This is a genomic window from Halomonas sp. LC1 (assembly GCF_030247125.1).
Lineage (GTDB): Bacteria > Pseudomonadota > Gammaproteobacteria > Pseudomonadales > Halomonadaceae > Vreelandella.
The window spans coordinates 168,567-186,308 of the sequence record NZ_JASSPG010000004.1; the positions used below are offsets into that span (position 1 = coordinate 168,567).

Consider the following 17,742-nt stretch of genomic DNA (forward strand, 5'->3'; position numbering starts at 1 on the left):
AAAATTGACGCCGCAGAGCGGCGTCAACAGGGGTTCGATAAGGGGCGGCGTTAGCGTCCCAGCAGCGACCCGATATCTTTTGCTTCCCAGTGCGGGAAATGCTTGCGCACCAGCGCGTTCAGATCGCGTTCGAAGGCGGCCCAATCGGTAGTGGCAGCCTGCTGGCGCGCATTCGCCACGCCACGGATCATGCCCGCTCCCACCGTCACATTGGTCAGCCGATCGATCACGATAAAGCTACCGGTGCCTGGGCTAGTGCGATAATCGTCGACGGGAATAGCGGCGGTCAACTCTACCTCGCAGCGGGCAATGGCATTGAGCCCTAGCGAATCGGTGGCGTGCTTTTCCAGCGTGTTGACGTCGACCTGATACTCGATGGCGCTGACCTGCCCCGCTAAATCGCGGGTCGCCAGCTTGATATCGTAGAGCTTGCCGGGCGTGAGGGCCTCCTCATGCATCCACACGATGTCGGCGCTAAAGACGTTCGACAGCGGAATCTCGGCATCGGCGCTGACGATCCAATCACCGCGGGAAATGTCGATCTCGTCTTCCAGAGTAACGGTAATCGCTTGGCCGGGGTACGCCGCGTCCAAATCACCGTCGAAAGTGACCACGCGTGCCACGCGCGACGTCTTACCTGAAGGCAGCGCTTTGACCGCCTGGCCGGGACGCAGCACCCCCGCCGAGAGCGTGCCGCAGTAGCCGCGGAAGTCCAGGTTCGGGCGATTGACGTACTGCACCGGCAGACGCAAATCGGTGAGGTTCTGATCACGGGTGACTTCGACGTTCTCCAGCAGCTCGATCAGCGTTTTGCCCTCGTAGCGCTCGCCGTCCTCGAAGTACCAAGGCGTTTGCTCGCTGCGGTTGACCACGTTGTCGCCGTTGAGCGCCGACATCGGCACGAAACGGATGTCCGGGGCCTGCAGGTTGGTAGCGAACGCGCGGTACTCGTCGACGATCTCGTTGAAGCGTGCTTCCGAGAAGCCCACCAAATCCATCTTATTCACTGCAATGACCAGATGCTGGATGCCCAGCAGGTCGGCAATGAAGCTGTGGCGGCGCGTCTGGGTCTGCACGCCGTAACGTGCGTCGATCAGAATGATCGCTAGGCTTGCCGTGGAGGCACCGGTGGCCATATTGCGGGTGTACTGCTCATGCCCTGGGGTATCGGCAATGATGAACTTGCGCTTTTCGGTAGAGAAGAAGCGGTAGGCTACATCGATGGTGATGCCCTGTTCTCGCTCGGACTGTAGCCCGTCCACCAGGAGCGCCAGATCCACCGTATCGCCGGTCGTGCCACTGGTTTTCGAGGCCTTGGTAATGGCTGCCAACTGATCTTCGAAGATCATCTTGGAGTCGTGGAGCATCCGGCCGATGAGCGTCGATTTACCGTCATCGACACTGCCGCAGGTAATGAAGCGCAGCAGGTCTTTGTTTTCGTGCTCGTGCAGGTATTGCTCGATGTTATCGGCAATTAACGTTGATTGGTGTGCCATTAGAAGTACCCCTCACGCTTTTTCTTCTCCATGGAACCGGCCTGATCGTGGTCGATGGCACGGCCGCTGCGCTCGCTGGTCTTGGTCAGCAGCATCTCTTGGATGATTTCCGGCAGCGTGGCGGCTTTGGACTCCACCGCGCCAGTGAGCGGGTAGCAGCCCAACGTTCTGAAACGCACCCACTTCTCTTCCGGCACCTCACCAGGGGCCAGGGGCAGGCGGTCATCGTCCACCATGATCTGCATGCCGTCGCGCTCGACCACCGGGCGTTTGGCGGAGTAATAGAGCGGCACGATGGGAATCGACTCGAGGTAGATGTACTGCCAGATATCCAGCTCGGTCCAGTTGGAAAGCGGGAACACGCGAATCGATTCGCCTTTATTGACCTTGGCGTTGTACACGTTCCAAAGCTCGGGGCGCTGGTTTTTGGGGTCCCAGCGGTGGTACTTGTCGCGGAAGGAGTACACCCGCTCTTTGGCACGGGACGCCTCTTCGTCGCGGCGCGCACCGCCAAAGGCCGCATCGAACCCGTATTTATCCAGCGCCTGCTTGAGCGCCTGGGTCTTCATGATATCGGTGTACTTCGCGCTACCGTGATCGAAGGGGTTGATGTTGGCAGCCCGCCCCTCTTCGTTGGTGTGTACGATCAGCTCCATGCCCGCCTCTTCCGCCATGCGGTTGCGGAACGCGATCATTTCGCGGAACTTCCAGGTGGTATCGATGTGCATCAGCGGGAATGGCGGCGTGCCAGGGTAGAAGGCTTTGCGCGCCAAGTGCAGCATGACCGAGGAGTCTTTACCGATGGAGTACATCATCACCGGGTTACTGAACTCTGCCGCCACTTCTCGGATGATGTGGATCGACTCGGCTTCGAGCTGCTTCAGGTGGGTCAGCCGGGCAGCATCCGGTGCGCTTGGCACCTCTTGCGTTGCCGCCGACGGCGCAGAAAACTGGTTCATTACCTACTCCCTCACAAAACGGTGCTTGCTTGTATCGAGACGGCTTTTCAAGGAAGCCTTTGCAAACATGAACGGCCGTCCAGCGCACAGGGATCGCAAGACGGGCATTTGTGGGTAGGGTAACGCTAGGTCAATAATAACCCAAAAGAATTAATAACTATCTTTTTAGATCTATAACGCCTAAAAACATCACACGATCACGCGCTCCACCCAGGTCTCCCACGCCTGGCCGTGAAAGTCGACGATGCGGTAACCAGGGCGTGAAGCTTCGTCGATGGCAAATGCCTCAGCCCCTGGCAGAAATTGATCCGACAGGGCGGGGCAACCATAAACGCCGATATCGGTGCCTGCTGCCTGATGATGCTGGGCATAGGCCTGATGCGCGTGGCCAAACAGGATCACTTTTACCTGCGGATACGCGCTCAGGAGCTGCCAAAAAGCATCGCGGTCCTGTAGGCCGATCGCATCCATCCAGGCGGCTCCCACGTCCACCGGCGGGTGGTGCATGGCAATCAGTGTGGGACGGTCGTCGTGTTCGAGGCGCGCCGCCAGCGCGCCCAAGGCGTCGCTTCCTAATTCGCCGTGGGGCTTGCCAACGACCTGAGTATTGAGCAGTAGCAAGCGCCACTGCTCCAAATCCACTTCGTCGAGCAGCGGCTGCTCGGCACTCATCAGCTCTAGCTGATCATGGTTACCCGGTATCCAGAACCACGGGCAGGGCAACGCACAAAGCGCTTCCCGTGCATGGGCATAGGAGGCAGCGGTTTCATCCTGACTGACGTCGCCGGTGAACACGACGACATCGGGCCGCTCTGCGGCGACCGCTTCTAGCACGCGTTGAAACTGCTGCCACGGAATCCCTGCTCGGGAGCGCGCCTGTTTATCTGCATGTAAGTGTGAATCGGTAATTTGGACAAGCCGCATTCACCTAGCTCCCTTAACCTGAATCGTGTACGACGTGAATTAACGTAGCTCGGGCATGTCCACCGCATGACCATGGGCCAGCCCGTGGGCCAACCACTCGCCCAAGAAACAGTTGAGCTGTAGCTTTTCATCCGGTTGATGCATGCGGGCACCTGCTCGGGAGCGCGCCTGTTTATCTGCATGTAAGTGTGAATCGGTAATTTGGACAAGCCGCATTCACCTAGCTCCCTTAACCTGAATCGTGTACGACGTGAATTAACGTAGCTCGGGCATGTCCACCGCATGACCATGGGCCAGCCCGTGGGCCAACCACTCGCCCAAGAAACAGTTGAGCTGTAGCTTTTCATCCGGTTGATGCATGCGGGCATTGGGGTAGCGGTAGCGGCCGCTGAAGTGGCGCTCGCGCTGAAAATCGATCACCTCTGCCATGCGCACATCATGGTAGAGGTGTACGCGCATGCGCGGCCCTTCAATCACGGCATCCAGCGGCCCGCTCTGGGAGACCTCTACCAGCGTGGTATAGGGGGCTTCCTGCAGAATCACCAAGTGCAAGTCACCAAAGTGCTGGTGATCGCTGCGCAGGGCGATATCACGGCGCTGACCGCTCTCCATATCCCCCACTAGGCGCAGCAGACGCAGATAGTTCGCGCTGCATTCGCCCTGTAGGGTTTTCAAATCGGTAACGTAGGCGGCTCTTGCCATGATGACTCCTTACTGGGTTCGCTTGGCGTCAGTCGTCGAAAGGGCGGCACGTTGAGACGCGGCGCGCAGCGATGCCCGCTGCCCCGCCAGCCAATGCAGCCCAATCAACGACATGGCGTTGTCGAGTCTTCCCTGCTCTAGGAGTTCCCAAGCATGCGTAAACGTGACGATATGCACGCGAATGTCTTCGTGCTCATCGTCGACTCCATACACACCGCCGAGCCCTTGGGTATCCACCAGGCCGCAAAACAGCGTCACGCGCTCGTTGCAGGCACCGGGGCTGGGATAGTAGGTGTGCAATTTGGTCAGTTGCCCTACTTGGCAACCGGCCTCTTCCAGCGCTTCGCGGCGGGCAACGTCTTCCAACGACTCGTCTTTGTCCACGAGACCCGCGACGAATTCTAATTTCCACGGGGAGGTGGGGTCATCGATCGCCCCGGCGCGAAACTGCTCGATCAGTACCAGCGCATCACGATGGGGGTCGTAGAGGAGCACACCCACCGCATCGAAGCGGTGATGGACTTCGCGGCGCATGGCATCGCTCCAGCCGCCTTCGAACAGGCGGTGGCGCAGCTCCAGCGCTTCTAAGCGAAAGAATCCTTGATAGAGGGTGTCGCGTTGGATGAGTTCGACATCATCACGACCAAGCGTAGGACCCATACGGCACTCCCGGTGATCACAATCGTCCTATTATCAATGCTGCCCACCGGGAATGCCAATGCGGTGATTAACCGCGTGTCATCAGTGTCGAAAAGATGACGGGTACGTTACAACTGGCTGAGTAGCGCCTCGGCGTCACGGCGCAGCGCCTCATCGGATACTTGACGGTTCTCACGGGCCGTGCCGTTCACCGCACGCTGGGCATGCTCCCGCGCCGCCTGGGTGTTGCCCTCCTCTTTCAAGAACGCCGCGTAGTAATAATTCACGTCGATGCCGTCGGGGCGAAGCTCCAACGCGCGCTGGAACATGCGCTCGGCAGTATCGCTATTGCCAAAGCCTAATGGACGGCCCGGCGCCCGGTCGTAGAGTGCCCCCAGCGTCACGTAGGCCGAGCCATTGCCACCGGTGGGGTCGATCTCGATGGCACGCTCCAGCACGTCGCGGGCGTCTCCGGCCGTTCCCAACGCTCCCAACCCACCGCGTTCGCGGGCATAGGAGGCCAGCACGATCCCCTGCCAAATCAACACGTCGGCTTCGTTAGGATGCTGGCTGGCGAGCTGTTCGGCTTCACTGGCGAGCGCCTTTAGCGTCTCTTCCCGCTGGTTCGCGGGCATTTGCGTTACCGTATGCTCCCAGCGGTTTTTGAGTGAAAAGATCTCACCCTCGAACGCCGACGCACTCAAGGGGGCCAGCGCCAGCGTGCTGCCCAGGGCGGCGGCGATCAACAAGCGGGAAAAGGGAATAGCGTGCATAGAAACCTCCAGGTTTGTTGTTGTAGCGGCTTACTCAGATAATGTAACGAACGTTTGAATGATTCGCCAGACATTCACGACTTTGTTATAAAACGTCCGCGTAGCGTAAGCTAACCGCCCGGGTAGGAGCGCCCTACTAGGCATTGGAGGAGAAGATTGGCTCATGAAAGGTCGTAACATGACCCGCTGGCGGGACCCGGCGAAGGATCCTCGCCAAGCCCCTAAAAGCAATTTGATTACCGCCGAGGGGGCCGCCCGGCTGCGCGGCATACTGGATCATCTTTCGCGGGTAAAACGCCCTGAGCTATCCGCGAAGGTGGGCGAAGCCGCCGCCCTTGGCGACCGCAGCGAGAATGCGGATTACACCTACAACAAGAAAGAACTCAACCGAGTCATTGCCCGCATCCGCTATTTAACCAAACGGCTCGATGAGCTGCAGGTGGTGGATCGTCTGCCCGCCAATACCGACAAAATCTTTTTTGGCGCCTACGTGACGCTGGAGGACGAAGAGGGCGAAGAGTTGCACATTCGCATCGTGGGGCACGACGAGTTGGATACTCAAAAACGCTGGATTAGCATCGATGCCCCCATGGCGAAGGCGCTGCTGGGCAAAGAGGTCGATGACGACGTCACGGTGCTCACGCCCAATGGCGAGACGTTTTACACCGTGACGGCGATTCGCTACGACCATCTCTAACGGCTATTTGGTGGCGCGATACACCCGAAAACGACGATTGTCCGACAGTGTTTCGAACCCGCCCAATGCCCGTTGCAGGCGCTCTGGATACGGCAAAAACGCATTGGCCACCACCATGAGTTGCCCTTTGGCATTGAGATGCTCTGGCGCCTCGTCGATTAGCTTCGTGCTTGGGCCATAGCTGATATCCCGCTCTTGGTGAAATGGCGGGTTACTGACGATCACGTCGAATCGTTTACCCTCCAGCGCCGAGTACACGTCGCTCTCCAGTACCGTGCCGTCCAGCGCATTGTCATGGAGAGTACGGCGGCAGGCTTCGGCGGCGAAGGCGCTGACATCGACAGCCGTGACCGCATGGCCGCGTTTCGCCAGCCAGGCGCTGATAATGCCGTCGCCGCAGCCCATATCCAGCACTGTCAGCGGTTTTTTCGGCAGCGTGTCCTCCAAGGCTTGTATCAGTAGCTGCGTTCCCTCGTCGACTTTGCCATGGCCAAACACGCCAGGATGGCTCACCAAGCGCATATCCAAGGCATCAAAGGTTTGCCAGGCGCTATCGGGCGCTTCGCTTTTCACCGTATGGGTGGCAAACAGCGAGCAGCGGCGGGCGTTATCGAGCTTGTCGCAGCTCATGCCCAGCTCGTCCAGCATTTTGGGAACACGTTTGATGCCCCCTTGGTGCTCACCGACGATATCGAGCGGCGTATTGTCAGGCAGCACGTGGCAAAGCCACTCAAGCCACCACTTGCCTAGCTGGTGGGCTTTGGGCCAGAACAGCACCACCTGCCCCTCGGGTAAGTAGTCGAACGGCTCAAAAGGGCTAACGGCTAGGCGCTCACTGGCCTGCCACTGCTGCCGCAGGGCGACGTTGTCGCTCACCATGGCGATGGAGTGAGTCAGTAGCCATGTATCTTCCGCGGGCGCGATAGGGCATAACCGGGCGGCCTGTCCGTAATAACGTTCAAGCAGTTGACAGGCGGGCAGTTGGGCACTCATACATCAGCCTCAGGTTTGGTAACGGTATAAAGTAAATAGCGGCCTAAGCGCCAATGGGGGTCTTGCTGGCAGTACTGCTTCTCTAGCGCCAACAGTGTTGCTTGATCGCTTGCCTTCTCTGAGGCCTGGCGCACGTAATCCTGAAAAATACGGATGCCCGCGACGCTCTCGATATGTAAGCCGTTCTGCCCCACCCACTGGCAAATCTCATCATGGGTAACTGGGGAGATCGGCGTTAAGCGCTGGCGCTTGCCCTTGCCTTCTAACTGGTCGCTCAAAGCTTTTTGATAGTTGCCCTTCACCACGTTAGAAAAGCGCAGCGCGTCGCGGTTAAACACCATCAGGCTGAGTTGACCACCCGGCGCCAGCAGCGTTGCCAGGGTGTGCAGCGCTTGCTCGGGATGGCCTAGCCACTCCAATACCGCGTGGCAGGTGATCAGCGGCCAGGGGCCGGGGACTTGGCTCGGCAATGCCTGTAGAGGAGCTTCTACATAGCGAAGCTGCCCCGGTGACCATACCGCAGCGGCTTCCTGCTCTGCGTGCCACGCCTTAGCGTGGGCCAGCATATCGTGGGAAGGCTCTGCCATGCTGACAGTGTGACCGCGTGCCGCGAACCAACCGGAGAGCTGCCCCAACCCACCGCCGACATCCAGCACGGGCTGGGCCTTTAAGTGCAGCATTCGCGGCAGCAAATAATCCAACATCGCGAGGCGCAGCTCGCCCCGGGGGGCTTGGTAGAGAGAGCGGGAAAATTTATCGACCAGACCATCAAAGTAGCGGTCGCCCGCGTCGGTTAATTCGTAGGGGGGGTGCATGCATGTAGGCCTGAATGATCACAACGAGCGCAATATCAAAGCCGCGTAGTTTACCCTGCTTGTATCGTTAACGCTCGCCAAGCCATACCCATCAGGCAGCGAGGTGGCGGATCCTTCACTCGGTCTATTGCCTTTCTTGCCAGGAGTGATTAGTGTAAAAATAAAAATGGGAACGTTACCATTGTAAAAAGAGCTATCAAATCATCTATGCCGCCTACTACTCGCGCTACGCTAATCGAAGTCGCCAATGTAGCGAATACCTCAAAAACGAGCGTTTCCCGCTACTTTGGGCCGGAACGCCACAAGCTCTCGCCTGCCCTTCAAGCACGCATCAAGCAGGCCGCTGATGCTCTTCACTATCAGCCCAATTTAATGGCACGCGGCCTTAAAGGTGGCGGGTCCCGTCTTTTGGGTATGCTAGTAGCCGATATACGCAACCCGTTTTCCGTGGCCATCGTCCACGGTGTCGAGGTGGCGGCACGTAAACACGGCTACGCACTGATTGTCTGCAATACGGATAACGACCCCGACCTAGAGCAACGCCATTTGGCTTCTCTAGCGGCCTACCAGGTAGAGGGGCTGGTTGTAAACGCAGCGGGACAACCTCAACCACTACTGCAAACCATTATGCGCAGTGGTTTACCGCTGATATTGATCGACCGTGAAGTAGGCGAAATCAGCGCCCCGGTGATTGGCCTTGATAATGCGCTTGCCATTGATATGGCACTCAATCACCTATCCCATCAGGGCTATCGCTGCGTGCTTTACGTTAGTGAGGCCCCAGAGCAAGCCAGCGCCCGTCAAGAACGCCTGCAACGCTTCCAGCAGCAAAGCACCTCGTTAGGGCTGGGTAGCGCCATATTGACCAGCCTTGAAGAGCAAGAGGCAATCCCGGCACTCCGCGACTTTATCCAAAAAAACCGGGGGTTCTCCTGTGCCGTGCTGTGTGCCAATGGCAATGCCACGCTTGCCATGACGCGCTGCTTTCAACATTTAGAGGTCGCCATGGGAGAGGTAGGTTTGATAGGCATAGATGAGCTCGACTGGTGCGAACTTGTACCCCCAGGCATCACTACTCTCGCCCAGCCAACCGATGCCATCGGCAGCGCGGCAGTCACTTACCTACTCCATCAAACCCTCCCTTCCAAGGCCGCGAAGGAAGTGCAGCACCATCACCCGCCAGTACTTATTCCACGGGGCAGCACTCAGTTGATAGGCCCCTCTGCTCACTTGTCACCCTAATAACGACACCGCCACTATCAAACAAGTTTTGAGGCTACTAATGACACACTCTGTTTCTTCACCCAGCGTACTTACTTTTGGCGAAGCCATGGCAATGTTTGTGGCAGACACCACAGGAACCCTGGCGGATATTGAGCATTTTCAGCGCCGTTTGGCGGGTGCGGATAATAACGTCGCGATTGGCCTTGCTCGGCTGGGTTTCCATGTCAGTTGGTTAAGCCGGGTAGGCAACGACGGCTTTGGTCAGTTTATTCGCCAAGCACTGGAAGCCGAAGGTATCGATGGCCGACATATCCATACCGACTCCCAGCACCCTACTGGCCTGCTATTCAAAGAGCGCGCCAGCGGAGGAGCCGACCCTAAAGTCACCTATTTCAGGCGCGGCAGCGCCGCCAGCCATCTTTCTCCTAACGATGCCGACGGCGTAGATTTTGATGCACTCCGGCATGTCCATGCCACCGGTATCACACCCGCCCTTTCAGACAGCGCCTGCCAGCTAACCCGTCATATCATGGAACAGGCGCGCCTTCGGGGAGCCACGCTCTCCTTTGACCCGAATCTTCGCCCTTCCCTATGGCCCAGTGAAACGAAGATGCGCGACACGCTTAATGAACTTGCCTCACTAGCGGACTGGGTACTTCCCGGGTTATCGGAAGGCCAGCTACTCACTGGTCAGAAAACGCCTTACGACATAGCAGGCTACTACCTGGATAAAGGCGCTTCAGCGGTCATCATCAAGCTGGGGCCAGAAGGCAGCTACTACCGCGGTACCCTAGCTGGCCAGGAGGAAAGCTTTACCGTTGAGGGCTGCCATGTAGCGGAAGTGGTGGATACCGTAGGCGCAGGCGATGGCTTCGCGGTGGGTGTTATTAGTGCGCTGCTCGACGGCTGCTCGGCCCGCCAAGCCGCCCAACGAGGCAATCTGATTGGAGCGCAAGCCATTCAAGTGATTGGCGATATGGAAGGCCTCCCCCACCGCCCGCAACTTCAAGCGCTAGAGGCAGAACAGACCTTTTAATACCAGCGGCTTACATCACCCAAGGAGATAACAATGAAAAAACGCCTAATCGTGCAAGGCCAACTCAGTGACGCTCAGTTAGCCACCCTAGAGCATCTATTCGAAGTCACCCAGCTATCTAAAGCGATGTCGCTGGACGCTCCCGACAATCGCCACTACCTAGCAGAAGCCCATGGCATTATCGGTTCTGGCCTTGCGATTACCCCCGAATTACTGGATGCAGCGCCCAAGCTTGAAGTCATCTCGACTATATCGGTGGGTTACGACAACATCCCTGTCGATGAACTGACCCGTCGCGGCATCATGCTGTGCAACACACCCGATGTACTCACCGAAACCACCGCTGATACTGGCTTTACACTGATCATGGCCACCGCAAGGCGGGTCGTTGAGTTAGCAGAGTGGGTCAAGGCCGATCAGTGGCAGGCCAGTGTTGGCCCCGCGCTATATGGCAGCGATGTGCATGGCAAAACGCTGGGCATGGTGGGATTTGGCCGCATAGGGCAAGCCGTTGCCAAGCGCGGCGCTCTAGGTTTTGGCATGAAGGTACTCTACTCCAACGCTTCACCCAAGCCCGCAATAGAACAACAACTCGGAGCTACGCGCCGTGAACTGGATGAATTACTGGCCGAGTCTGATTTTGTCTGCGTTACCGTCCCCCTGACCGCCGAGACTGAACGACTAATCGGTGCCCAACAGTTCGCGCTGATGAAGCGCACCGCTATCTTTATCAATATTGCCCGTGGCAAGGTGGTTGATGAAAGCGCCTTGATCAATGCCCTAGAAAACGGGGTGATCAAAGCCGCAGGCCTGGATGTCTTTGAGCAGGAGCCGCTCTCTGCTTCATCGCCACTGCCTCACATGCCTAATGTGGTCGCCCTCCCTCACATCGGCTCTGCCACCCATGAAACCCGCGAGGCCATGGCCCAGCGTGCGGTCGATAACATCCGTTTGGCACTACAGGGTGAGCCGCCGATCAGCCTTGTGAACGAAGAGGTGAATCAATGAGTTCAGGCCAGAGCACACCCTCGCACTTCTGCCTTCTATTCGACTGCGACGGCACCCTAGTGGATAGCGAAATACTTCTTGCTGGCGTAATGGGTGAGATCTTCCCCGAGTTTGGCCTGCCCTTCTCGGCACAGCAGTATATGGAGGAGTTTCGTGGCGTGCGCTTCCATACCATCGTTCACACGTTGGAGCATCGTTTCCACACGTTAACAGAGGAAGCGCTTACCCAGCTTGAGGCAGGAATGCGGACTCGTATGGAAGCACGCATGCGCGCCGAGCTGGTGGCCATCCCAGGCATACCGGATGCGCTCGCGCAGTTAAAGAGCTACCCCAAAGCGGTGGTGTCCAACGGCCCTGAGCGCAAAATCCGCTGCGCGCTAGAAAGCACACAGCTGGAAGACCACTTTCAAGGCCAGTTATTCAGCGCTTACACCCTCAATGTCTGGAAGCCAGACCCAGAGTTGTACCGTAAAGCAGCGGCTGCCATGGGCTTCCCCCCACAGCACTGCATTGTCATTGATGATGCTGCGGTGGGCGTGGAAGCAGGCTTGGCAGCGGGTATGCAGGTTATCCACCTCAACCACTTTCCCAACGAGGAGAGCACGCCCGAGGGCGCGGTGGGTATCCACCACGCCAACGAGCTGCCAGTGGTCATTGCGGGGCTAATGACAACCATCAACACCTAGCGCATACATGGCGACCCGAATCGCGTTTAAAAGCAGGTCGCCAAGCGTTCTTTCACGTTCAAAGCATCATCAACTAATAACAGTTGCCGCCATTTATCGAACGTCAGACAGGGATGGGAGGCACCAAACGCCACGATGTCCCCCACCTCAACGTCCTGAGCATCGTTAGGCAGACGTACGAATGTGTGCTGATCCATGATTTTCGTCACCTCCCAGCCAGCGACCGATAGCGGTTGCGCGGGGGTACCGGCCTCACGATATCGACGCAGGGCAATCGGCAACTGATCATGGCCAATATCGCGCTTGCCTAGCGCAATAATGGCAAGGCCAGGCTCGGGAAGCGACTGCACCTGGGCAAAGACTTCAAGGGCGGGCTTGAGCCCCTGCTGCAAATCGGGCCGACGACTTAATACGGCGGACTGCGCCTCGCGATACAATCCATGGTCATGCACCACATAGCACCCCGGCCGCAATACAGGCGTGAAACGCTCCTGTAGCGGCGCACCGTCAAAGGCTTCGGCAATAATGTCATACCAAGCGGATCCTGAAGCAGTGACAATCGGGGCAGGTGCTGCAAAGCGTTGAGCAGCTTCAAGCGCTACCGCCACTTCCACAAGATAGTTAGCGTAAGCGCGGATGCCCTCCTCAGGATTATCCCCGTGCACGACACCTTCATAGCCCTCCAGCCCTGCCAACACCAGCGCTGGCTCATCAGTAATCGTCTCGGCAAGCGAAAGAATCTGCTCCTGAGTACGGCATCCACACCGCCCGCCAGCCACGCCTACTTCAATCAGCACTGGCAACGTCAAACCACGCTCGGCAAAAAAACGACCTAACTGGCGCACGTTCTCTTGGCTATCGACCACACAGTAAAAAGTCGCCCCTTGCTCGATTAGGCTGGCAATGATGGCCATATTGGCCTGACCAACCAACTGGTTAGCCATCAGCAGTCGAGTAATGCCATTGCTGAACGCGGCACGACACTGGGCAGCGGTTGCCAGAGTGATTCCCCACGCTCCGGCCTGAAGCTGGCGGTGGAAAAGCGCTGGGGTCATGGTGGTTTTACCGTGGGGGGCCAACTGAGCTCCATGGGATTCAGCAAAGCGCTGCATCCACGCCAGGTTATGTGTAAGGGGAGTCTCATGCACCACCGCTGCAGGCAGGCTAACACCAGCCAACAGATTGGAACTGATCTCCACCCCACCCTTATCTATCGTTAACGCTTCTTGCTGCATGACCCCATTTCCTCATTCACTGCGCGTAATGAAACATCCGGCTTACGGGCCGAAATGTTAGATACTTTCATACTTATTGACATCAAGATAGAAACTAACATACTTTTTAGGCAAGGCAACCTTCAGGAGTCCACGGTGAGCCAAGAAATAGATATTTTGTCCCGTATTACCACTGACTTTGCCGCTCTTCGCGATGCAGAAAAAAAAGTCGCCGAATTGATCTTCGCCGACATCGACTTTGTTACCGAGGCGAGTATCGGCGAGATTGCCCAACGTGCCGGGGTCAGCGATGCCAGCGTGACGCGTTTTGCACGTGCCATCGGTTGCGCCAATGTGCGCGACTTGAAAACGCGCCTGACCCGGGCGCTGGCAGCCGGAAGGCGTTTCATCCAGGAAGCAACACCCGAAGACAGTTCCAGCGTGGTTTACGACATCGCCACACAGACCCTTGCACTCAACCGTGACCTGCTGGCTCAGGCCGATGTAGCGGGGGCAGTTGAACAGCTGGATAACGCACGCCAGATACTAGTTTTCGGCTCTGGAGGTGGTTCAAGCACACTCTCTCAAGAGCTACAGTTTCGCCTTGTCCGCCTGGGCTATGCGATCAGCGCCTATCCTCAAGCGCTGTTGCCCCGCATGGTGGCTTCTACCCTTGATCCAGATGATGTCGTCGTTGTGCTCTCAGTCACCGGCTACACCCCGGAGATGGTGGAGTCGGCACAGATTGCCAAGCAGTACGGAGCCAAGGTGATTGCCATCACAGCATTGAACTCACCACTCGCCAACACTTCCGACATCGTGCTGCCCATCACCTCCCGGGAAACTGACTTCATCTACCATCCCTCTGCATCACGCTACGCCATGCTCGCCGTCATTGACGTGCTAGCCCTGGAGCTTGCCATGCGCCATCGCGAGCGCTCGCGGACTAAGCTGCGTCGGCTCAAGCTCAGCCTGGACGACCATCGTGGTGGTGATAACCGCCAGCCCTTAGGAGATTAATATGGTTTACGATCTGCTGATCCGTAACACCAACGTGCTTGATGGCTCCGGTGCCCCACCTTTCCTGGCCGATGTCGCTATCCAAGGTGAGCGTATCTGCGCCATTGGCAGGATGCCTTATGCCACCGCTACGACCACCATTGAAGCTGACGAGCGCTATCTGGCACCCGGTTTTATCGATGTCCACACCCATGACGATACCAACGTCATTCGCACTCCAGAGATGCTGCCAAAGCTGACCCAAGGCGTCACCACCGTGGTCGTCGGTAATTGCGGAATAAGCGCCAGCCCGGTCACTCTCACTGCTGACGTTCCCGACCCTATGAACTTACTGGGTAGCGCCGAAGACTTCCGCTATCCAAGCTTCGCTGACTACGCCTCGGCCGTCGATATCGCCCGGCCCAGTATCAATGTTGCTGCCCTGGTTGGGCATACCAGCCTGCGCAGCCAAATCATGGATAGCTTTGACCGCCCTGCCAGCAACGATGAAATCGCTGCCATGGAAGTGCTGCTTCGTCAGGCACTTGATGAAGGTGCTTTGGGTCTGAGCTCCGGGCTTGCCTATCGTAACGCGATACACGCGCCAACTTCGGAGATGGCCCCCTTGGTGGCTGCCGTTGGGTATTCGGGAGGCGTCTATACCACCCATCTTCGCGATGAATTTGCAGGCTTGCTGGACGCGATGGACGAAGCATTTGCCACCGCTCGCGCAGGCCAGGTACCACTCGTGATCTCGCATTTGAAATGTGCAGGCGCAGGTAACTGGGGAGGAGCAGGAAAGGCACTGAGCAAGTTGGAAATGGCCGCCCAGCACCAGCATGCTCACTGTGATTGTTACCCTTATACGGCTGGCTCTTCGACCCTGGACCTCGGGCAAGTGACGGATGAGATAGAGATCACCATTACTTGGTCGAAACCGCACCCGGAGCAGGCACGGCGTCCTTTAAAGGAAATCGCCGCTGAGTGGGAAGTATCGCTGCTGGAAGCAGCCAGACGGTTACAGCCAGCAGGGGCGGTTTACCACAACATGAGCGAAGCGGATATGCAGCAGGTGTTGGCGCATCCGCTTTCCATGGTGGGATCGGATGGCCTACCGAACGACCCGCACCCCCACCCTAGGCTCTGGGGAGCCTTCCCTCGGGTGCTTGCCCATTACAGCCGCGATTTAAATTTGATACCGCTGGCAGAAGCGGTACGCAAGATGACCAGCCTTTCAGCCGCCAATTTTGGACTGACGGATCGAGGTATCGTCCAGGTCGGTGCCTATGCCGACCTTACCCTTTTCGACCTTGCAGTCCTGGAAGATACAGCGAACTACGAAACCCCCATTGCGGCTGCAAAAGGCATCGAGTTGGTCGTGGTAAACGGCCAGCTCGCCTATTACCAGGGGTCTATCACCGATCAGCGTTCAGGGCGAATGCTGCGCCGCACTGAGCGTATTTCCCAAGTAATACCATCCAATCAGGAGTCAATATCATGAGCATCACACGTTATGGAACTGAAGGCGGTGTAGGTACTGGCGGTCAAAAACTGCCGTTTGCCCGCGCTGTCGAGGCCGGTGGTTGGCTATACGTATCAGGACAAACCCCTATGACCGATGGTGAAGTCGTGGAGGGCGGCATTGTTGAGCAGACCCGCCTCGCCTTCGATAACTGCTTGGCCATCATGCAAGAGGCAGGATATGGCGTCGAAGACGTTGTGCATGTCACTACGGTGTTGACCGATGCCCGCTATTTCACGTCTTTCAACAAGGTCTTCAAAGAAATCTTCGGCGACAACCCACCGGCTCGTATTTGCAGCGTTCAAGACTTAGTCGTGGATTGCAAAGTAGAAGTCGATGTGAAGTGTTACCGAGCTGATCGCGTCTAGGCACCGCTACAGCAGCACCTCAAAAAAGCGCCGCACCCCGGCAAGGGTGCGGCGCCAGATTGCCGCTTGATCACGATAAAAGTCCCGCGGCAATCGCTTCCATTGCCTACCTATCGGCCGCGGCAACGGCCGGATAAACAACGATAAGAGGTTACCATGAACAGTCAAATATTCCTTGCCGCCTTTGTGCTCTATATTATCGCCATGATCGTCTTTGGATGGTGGGTGTCACGACATAAACGTGGCAGCGGTGACGACTTTTTGCTTGGCGGGCGAAGTGTTCCCCTGTTTCTCACCGTCGGCACCACGGTCGCCACAATGGTGGGTACCGGTTCCAGCATGGGGGCCGTTGGCTTTGGTTATGCAAATGGCTGGGCAGGGGCGCTCTACGGTATCGGTGGTGCCATTGGGGTGCTTCTACTCGCCGTCTGCTTTGCCCCTGTGCGTAAACTTCGCTTCATGACGATGAGTGAAGAGCTGGCCTATTACGTTGGCGCGAATCGGTTAGTACGTAACATTGTTGCGCTTCTCATCTATATCGCCTGCATTGGCTGGCTCGGTGCCCATATTCTTGGCGGTGGCCTTTACCTCTCCTGGATGGCGGGTATCGACCTGACCACGGCGCGTATTCTGGTGGCACTGGGCTTTGGTATTTACTGCGTGGTGGGCGGCTACTTTGCGGTCATCTGGACCGACACCATTCAAGCCATCGTGCTCTTTGCAGGCTTTATTTTGATGGCCGCGCTGGCACTGGTGGAAGTGGGCGGTTTCTCAGGGCTTACTGCAGGTATGGACGCAGGTGCCATCAGTTTTCTAGGCATTGGTCAGATTAGTGCACTGCCAGCATTGTCTCTAGCCGCTGTCATTGCGATTGGCGTGCTGGCAACGCCTTCGTTTCGGCAGCGGATCTATTCCGGCGAATCCGTCGGTTCGGTACGTCGTTCGTTCTTGATCACGGGTGTTCTTTATCTCGGGTTCTCAATCATTCCTGCCATTATCGGTATGGCCACCCACGCTCTCAATCCAGGGCTTGAGAATAGCAACTACGCCTTTCCCTTCCTGGCGACGGAAATCATGCCATTAGGATTGGAGCTACTGCTGTTGGTAGCAGGCCTCTCTGCGACCATGTCGAGCGCAAGCTCCGACGCCATCGCCGGTGTGTCCACGCTGATCCGAGACCTCTATGTACTCGCCACGGGCCGCACCCCGTCCGCCCGCAACGTGGTGCGCTTCTCACGGATCGCCCTGGTAGCCACCATTGGTTTAGCACTGCTGTTCGCGCTTGCCTCGGACAGCGTAATTACCTACATCACCCGCATGATCTCGACGATTCTGTCAGGACTGTTTGTGAGCGCCATGCTGGGGCGCTTCTGGCCACGCTACAACTGGCAGGGTGCCATTGCCACACTGCTATGTGCCTCCGCCACTTCCTTGATCATTATCGCCAACAGCGATTGGACAGCTTTCTGGGGCAATCCCAGCATCCCTGCCGTTCTCGCTGCGCTGGTGGCCGGGATCGTTGTGAGCCTTCTGACACCGGCCTCGCAGGTATCCCCTGACCAGGCACTGGCAATTCTTGACCAAGAACGCCAGCGCATGGAGCAAGTGCCAGAGCCAACGCTCACCGGCGCTGAAGCGACCTCAACGACTCGCTAACCGCCAAAAAGCTGTAAAAAAAGCCCCACGA

General features: G+C 57.5%; 18 protein-coding genes and 1 pseudogene. 9 read left to right on the forward strand and 10 right to left on the reverse strand.

Features of this window, described 5'->3' with window-relative positions; all coding sequences use genetic code 11:
- Window positions 1–50 precede the first annotated feature (50 nt).
- The 7 genes and pseudogenes from cysN to QIT27_RS08340 all read right to left on the reverse strand — a co-directional run bounded on the left by cysN (window position 51) and on the right by QIT27_RS08340 (window position 5,493).
- Window positions 51–1,496: a sulfate adenylyltransferase subunit CysN gene (gene cysN / locus QIT27_RS08310; protein WP_285263444.1), complete on the reverse strand. Its 1,446-nt coding sequence runs from the start codon at window positions 1,494–1,496 to the stop codon at window positions 51–53.
- A complete protein-coding gene (gene cysD, locus QIT27_RS08315) occupies window positions 1,496–2,455 on the reverse strand; it encodes a sulfate adenylyltransferase subunit CysD (RefSeq protein WP_159342628.1) in 960 nt (319 codons plus the stop codon). The genes cysN and cysD overlap by 1 nt, the downstream gene beginning before the upstream one ends.
- Window positions 2,456–2,644: 189 nt before the next feature.
- Complete coding sequence (locus QIT27_RS08320; protein ID WP_253015864.1) at window positions 2,645–3,379, reverse strand: phosphodiesterase; 735 nt, start codon at window positions 3,377–3,379, stop codon at window positions 2,645–2,647.
- A 39-nt stretch (window positions 3,380–3,418) separates the two neighbouring features.
- A pseudogene (locus QIT27_RS08325) lies at window positions 3,419–3,592 on the reverse strand (DUF1249 domain-containing protein); the annotation flags it as partial.
- Between the two features lie 42 nt (window positions 3,593–3,634).
- Entirely contained in the window at window positions 3,635–4,081 is a 447-nt protein-coding gene (locus QIT27_RS08330) for a DUF1249 domain-containing protein (RefSeq protein WP_159342630.1), read from the reverse strand.
- Window positions 4,082–4,090: 9 nt separating this feature from the next.
- The gene (locus QIT27_RS08335) at window positions 4,091–4,741 is read right to left on the reverse strand and encodes an NUDIX domain-containing protein (protein WP_159342631.1); all 651 of its coding nucleotides are present in this window, start codon (window positions 4,739–4,741) and stop codon (window positions 4,091–4,093) included.
- Window positions 4,742–4,848: 107 nt separating this feature from the next.
- The gene (locus tag QIT27_RS08340) at window positions 4,849–5,493 is read right to left on the reverse strand and encodes a TRAP transporter TatT component family protein (RefSeq protein ID WP_159342632.1); all 645 of its coding nucleotides are present in this window, start codon (window positions 5,491–5,493) and stop codon (window positions 4,849–4,851) included.
- Between the two features lie 163 nt (window positions 5,494–5,656).
- Between QIT27_RS08340 and greB the strand changes: the two genes are divergently transcribed.
- A complete protein-coding gene (greB, locus tag QIT27_RS08345; protein ID WP_159342633.1) occupies window positions 5,657–6,190 on the forward strand; it encodes a transcription elongation factor GreB in 534 nt (177 codons plus the stop codon).
- Window positions 6,191–6,193: 3 nt separating this feature from the next.
- Here greB and QIT27_RS08350 read toward each other — a convergent pair whose 3' ends face one another.
- Window positions 6,194–7,183, reverse strand: a complete 990-nt coding sequence (locus QIT27_RS08350; RefSeq protein ID WP_285263446.1) for a methyltransferase — start codon at window positions 7,181–7,183, stop codon at window positions 6,194–6,196.
- Window positions 7,180–7,998, reverse strand: a complete 819-nt coding sequence (locus tag QIT27_RS08355; RefSeq protein WP_285263447.1) for a methyltransferase domain-containing protein — start codon at window positions 7,996–7,998, stop codon at window positions 7,180–7,182. Before QIT27_RS08355 ends, QIT27_RS08350 begins: the two co-directional genes overlap by 4 nt.
- 207 nt (window positions 7,999–8,205) lie before the next feature.
- Between QIT27_RS08355 and QIT27_RS08360 the strand changes: the two genes are divergently transcribed.
- Genes QIT27_RS08360 through QIT27_RS08375 form a run of 4 tightly spaced genes read left to right on the forward strand, consistent with a single transcriptional unit; the run spans window position 8,206 to window position 11,952 of the window.
- Window positions 8,206–9,240 carry a LacI family DNA-binding transcriptional regulator gene (locus QIT27_RS08360; RefSeq protein ID WP_285263448.1) on the forward strand — a complete coding sequence of 345 codons (1,035 nt, stop codon included), beginning with the start codon at window positions 8,206–8,208 and terminating at the stop codon, window positions 9,238–9,240.
- Window positions 9,241–9,280: 40 nt separating this feature from the next.
- A complete protein-coding gene (locus QIT27_RS08365; RefSeq protein ID WP_285263449.1) occupies window positions 9,281–10,258 on the forward strand; it encodes a sugar kinase in 978 nt (325 codons plus the stop codon).
- 33 nt (window positions 10,259–10,291) lie between these two features.
- Window positions 10,292–11,266, forward strand: a complete 975-nt coding sequence (locus tag QIT27_RS08370; protein WP_285263450.1) for a 2-hydroxyacid dehydrogenase — start codon at window positions 10,292–10,294, stop codon at window positions 11,264–11,266.
- Window positions 11,263–11,952, forward strand: coding sequence for an HAD family hydrolase (locus QIT27_RS08375; RefSeq protein WP_285263451.1), 690 nt, complete (start codon window positions 11,263–11,265; stop codon window positions 11,950–11,952). Before QIT27_RS08370 ends, QIT27_RS08375 begins: the two co-directional genes overlap by 4 nt.
- 26 nt (window positions 11,953–11,978) lie before the next feature.
- Here QIT27_RS08375 and QIT27_RS08380 read toward each other — a convergent pair whose 3' ends face one another.
- Window positions 11,979–13,187, reverse strand: coding sequence for an amino acid deaminase (locus QIT27_RS08380; protein ID WP_285263452.1), 1,209 nt, complete (start codon window positions 13,185–13,187; stop codon window positions 11,979–11,981).
- Between the two features lie 135 nt (window positions 13,188–13,322).
- On the opposite strand from QIT27_RS08380, the gene QIT27_RS08385 reads away from it, so the two are divergent.
- The 4 genes from QIT27_RS08385 (at window position 13,323) to QIT27_RS08400 (ending at window position 17,711) form a co-directional block, all read left to right on the forward strand.
- On the forward strand, window positions 13,323–14,186 hold the full coding sequence (locus tag QIT27_RS08385; RefSeq protein ID WP_139527254.1) for a MurR/RpiR family transcriptional regulator: 864 nt from the start codon (window positions 13,323–13,325) through the stop codon (window positions 14,184–14,186).
- Window position 14,187: 1 nt separating this feature from the next.
- On the forward strand, window positions 14,188–15,666 hold the full coding sequence (locus tag QIT27_RS08390) for an N-acyl-D-amino-acid deacylase family protein (protein WP_285263453.1): 1,479 nt from the start codon (window positions 14,188–14,190) through the stop codon (window positions 15,664–15,666).
- A complete protein-coding gene (locus tag QIT27_RS08395; protein ID WP_139527064.1) occupies window positions 15,663–16,055 on the forward strand; it encodes a RidA family protein in 393 nt (130 codons plus the stop codon). Before QIT27_RS08390 ends, QIT27_RS08395 begins: the two co-directional genes overlap by 4 nt.
- 156 nt (window positions 16,056–16,211) lie before the next feature.
- Entirely contained in the window at window positions 16,212–17,711 is a 1,500-nt protein-coding gene (locus QIT27_RS08400; protein WP_285263454.1) for a sodium:solute symporter family protein, read from the forward strand.
- Window positions 17,712–17,742 lie beyond the last annotated feature (31 nt).